The 3,209-nt window shown below is 56.0% G+C and carries 6 protein-coding genes; 2 read left to right on the top strand and 4 right to left on the bottom strand.

Annotated elements, in window-relative coordinates; all coding sequences use genetic code 11:
* Together AC4DF4_RS18410 and AC4DF4_RS18405 are read right to left on the bottom strand one after the other, a co-directional pair.
* Window positions 1-167, bottom strand: a 167-nt coding sequence (locus AC4DF4_RS18410) for a thioredoxin family protein (protein ID WP_490049556.1), incomplete at its 3' end; no start/stop codon positions are given.
* A gap of 58 nt (window positions 168-225) precedes the next feature.
* Window positions 226-543 carry an ArsR/SmtB family transcription factor gene (locus AC4DF4_RS18405; protein WP_490049555.1) on the bottom strand — a complete coding sequence of 106 codons (318 nt, stop codon included), beginning with the start codon at window positions 541-543 and terminating at the stop codon, window positions 226-228.
* A gap of 95 nt (window positions 544-638) precedes the next feature.
* On the opposite strand from AC4DF4_RS18405, the gene AC4DF4_RS18400 reads away from it, so the two are divergent.
* Window positions 639-1,310, top strand: coding sequence for an LURP-one-related family protein (locus AC4DF4_RS18400; RefSeq protein ID WP_490049554.1), 672 nt, complete (start codon window positions 639-641; stop codon window positions 1,308-1,310).
* 7 nt (window positions 1,311-1,317) lie between these two features.
* Here the strand turns inward: AC4DF4_RS18400 and AC4DF4_RS18395 are convergent, their stop codons facing one another.
* Both AC4DF4_RS18395 and AC4DF4_RS18390 read right to left on the bottom strand, forming a co-directional pair.
* Window positions 1,318-1,698 carry a DUF2452 domain-containing protein gene (locus AC4DF4_RS18395; RefSeq protein ID WP_490049553.1) on the bottom strand — a complete coding sequence of 127 codons (381 nt, stop codon included), beginning with the start codon at window positions 1,696-1,698 and terminating at the stop codon, window positions 1,318-1,320.
* 139 nt (window positions 1,699-1,837) lie between these two features.
* Complete coding sequence (locus tag AC4DF4_RS18390) at window positions 1,838-2,554, bottom strand: type II secretion system protein (protein WP_490049552.1); 717 nt, start codon at window positions 2,552-2,554, stop codon at window positions 1,838-1,840.
* A gap of 243 nt (window positions 2,555-2,797) precedes the next feature.
* Between AC4DF4_RS18390 and AC4DF4_RS18385 the strand changes: the two genes are divergently transcribed.
* Window positions 2,798-3,121: a DUF6288 domain-containing protein gene (locus AC4DF4_RS18385; RefSeq protein ID WP_490049551.1), complete on the top strand. Its 324-nt coding sequence runs from the start codon at window positions 2,798-2,800 to the stop codon at window positions 3,119-3,121.
* Window positions 3,122-3,209: the final 88 nt, after the last annotated feature.

Raw genomic sequence — 3,209 nt, 5'->3', positions numbered from 1 at the left:
ATCACTTTTCCGTCGATCACCAACGCCGGAGTGGTCATCACGCCGAAGCTCATGATCTGGCGGATGTCAGTGATTTTTTCGAGCGTGTAGGGCTCGCCGGTTGATTTGGCGGCGGCTTCAGCGACGGCGGTGAGGTTGTTGCACTTGGCGCAACCGGTTCCGAGGATTTGGATTTGTTTGATGGTTTTAGATTTTGGAAAGTTTCAAAGTATTGGGCGAAAATGATCAAATCTTGTCGGCGTGGAAATCATCGAGGCAGCAGAAGATGTTCAGCACGCACGGATTCTTCAGCGTGTAGAACACCTGCGTCCCTCGTCGCTCGTCGGCGACGATCCCGACGCTGCGAAGCACCGATAAATGATTCGACACGGTGGAAATATCCAAGCCCACCAGCTTCGTGAGATCCGCCACGCAGTGTTCGCCCCGGCCGAGCGCATCGACGATCAGCAACCGGTTGGGATTGCTCAGCGCCTTGAAGACATCCGCGCCCTTGCGGAAATCCGCGGGTGTTTTTGGCATCGTGGCATCACAAGTCAGCTTCATGCTTTGAATATTTGCCAAATTCAAAACAAATCAAGAACTTTGTAAGCTGTATGACCAGACTTGGCTTTGTCCCGAATCTGAAATACCTCCCGCCCATGGAAACACCGAACCCCTATGCGCCGCCGGCCATCCCCACGATTCCGGCGACCGATGACATTTCCCGCCAGCTCCACGGCATCCAATATCCGCTTACGCTGTCCTTCAAAGTGCTCGCGCTCGCCAGCCAGGCGACGGTGACCGACGCCACCGGCCGCACGATTCTCTACACCAAACAGAAGCTCTTCAAATTCCGCGAACACGTGGAAATCTGGACGGACAAATCGCAGGGCACACGCCTCGCCGAGATCAAGGCGAACCAAATGATCGACTGGTCCGCCCGCTACCATTCCACGGATGCCGCCGGCGGAGCGATCGGGAGCGTCGGCCGCCGCGGCTGGCGCTCGATCTGGAAGGCGCATTACGAGACGTTCAATCCCGGCGACAACTCGCCGGACTTCTCGATTCGGGAGGAAAACGCCTGGATCAAGGTGGCGGATTCAATCGTCAGCGACATCCCGATCGTCGGCATGTTCAGCGGTTATTTCCTGCACCCGAGCTATCTGGCAAACCGCAGCAGCGGTGCTCCGGCGATGCGGCTGACCAAGCAGCCCGCGTTCTGGGAGGGCCGTTTCCAAATCGAGAAACTCGGCGAAATGACCGCGCGCGAGGAACTGAATTTGTTCCTCTCCTTCATGATGCTCGTCCTGCTGGAGCGGAAACGCGGATAGGCGGCCTTCACATTTCCACACTGCCGAAAAGCTCGCGGGAATCCACGCCGGAGCCGGTTTCGACGATTTTCCACTGCCGGTCCATGTTGAGCCGGACCGTGGCGAGGTGCTTCTGCGGCCACTCGTCCGGGCCGATCATGGAAAGCAGTTTGCGCCCGCGCATCTCGTAGAGGTGATAGATCCCGCCGATGATTGGCTCGAACTGGATCTCCGCCTCATAGACGAGTTTGTTCCAGTTGAAGTGGTCGATGGTGGCGAGGTAGGTTTCGCGGATTTCGATGAGCTTCTGCTGGAGGTCACGCTCGACTTGGGAAATGCCGCGGGATTTGAACGAGGTGAGGTCGTTCGGGATGATCGGCGGGCTGAGCGTCGATACGGGATATGGCAAAAATGCCCGCGATGGCTTGGTTTCTGGCTCGGACATGGTGGATGGCGACCCTTCGCCCATGATTTCCCGCCGGGCAACAAAAAAACCGGGCGGCCCCGAAGGACCGCCCGGCTGGATGAATTCCGCGGAATGTGATGGATTATTTAGGAAGCGGATTGACCATGGTCGGTGTGACGCCTTCACCCCACACAGTGTCGGTACCTTGATCGAAGAGCTTCTTGGTACCACCAAGAACGGCTTCCCCGTCTTTGTTGATTTGAAGGGAGGTGACGCTGTTGTCCATTTTCAAGACCACCGCCTTGGAGTCATAAGCATCTTTATCAAATTGCTTCGCGGTGAATGAACCCGAATATTTGAGCGGAGTGGCAATCAGGACGCGGCCCGAGTTGCCGGACGCACTGAAGGCCTTGTTGCCGGTTCCCATCAAGTATCCGAAACCTACGTCGCCCTTTTTAAGGGCATCCTCCTTTTTGGTGAAAACGTTGTCCCCCTTTAATGTCGAATACCCCGTTTTACAGAAAAACATTTGCTCCGAAGTGGCGATCCCTGCCGCAAGCAACTGGGTGAACGCGTCATTTGAAGACGAAATGGTGGAAGGCGCAACCAAGTCGCCTCCGACGCTGGTGTTGATGGTTTCACCAAGAGCCGGATCCGGGAAACTGCCGTATTCGGTTTCAAATTCGAACATGGCGAATCCGACTTGGCGGGCATTGCTCACGGCTTCCGTTTGATTGGCCTTATTGCGCTGGCGGATCACCATGGGAGCGGTGAGGCCGGCGAGTGCCGCGATGATGACGATAACGACGAGAAGCTCCACGAGAGTGAAGCCACGACGCATTTTGTAGTTAGTTTTCATGGTTTTATGGTTTTATGTATCTTTTTTTATGGATGGGGCAAGCGCCCCGGTTTGTATGGACCCGCCGGCGTGAACCGGAGAGAACGCTCAAAATGTATTCCGGTCAAAACCCGAAGCAAGCAGGAACTTCGGAGGATTCCGGCTTGCCCGGGGCGCTATTTTTTAAACATAAGTTACATTGCTGGAGCTTGATTCAGAGGAAATCCGAAACAAAGCGCCCTGTTTCGTCTCGGTTTGGCTCGCATGAAGCCTTATTTGACGACAGCAAGATGGCACCGTGGCGCGGCACCGAACCCGGCGCGGTGTTTCCTGGCGAAAATTAAAATCCGTCGATCTCACCCTCAGTCCCAGCCTGCTGACAACTCCAAAATGGTTTGTGAAGATGCGCCTCCGGCCATCGACCTCGCCATCGAGCGCAGCGCGAAGTTGCTGCGGTTTTACGCGGGCAAAGGATCGGTTCCCTATGGCGACCACGCCCCTTGGATCGAGAGAGTCACGAAGACAATGGCAAAAACGGCATGGCCGCCGCAGGGTCCCTACATTAGGGAGAGGAGTTGTTCAAGATAGTCGGAGTCGTGGGTGGCTCGGAGTTCGCGTTTGGGCAGGCTCTTGCGTTTCTTGCCTTCGAAGGGCATGCGGTTGTGGGCGTTGAGGG

It is taken from the genome of Luteolibacter sp., assembly GCF_058122085.1.
The sequence above is the reverse complement of the archived record's forward strand: the minus strand, read 5'-3'. Positions and strand labels throughout refer to the sequence as shown.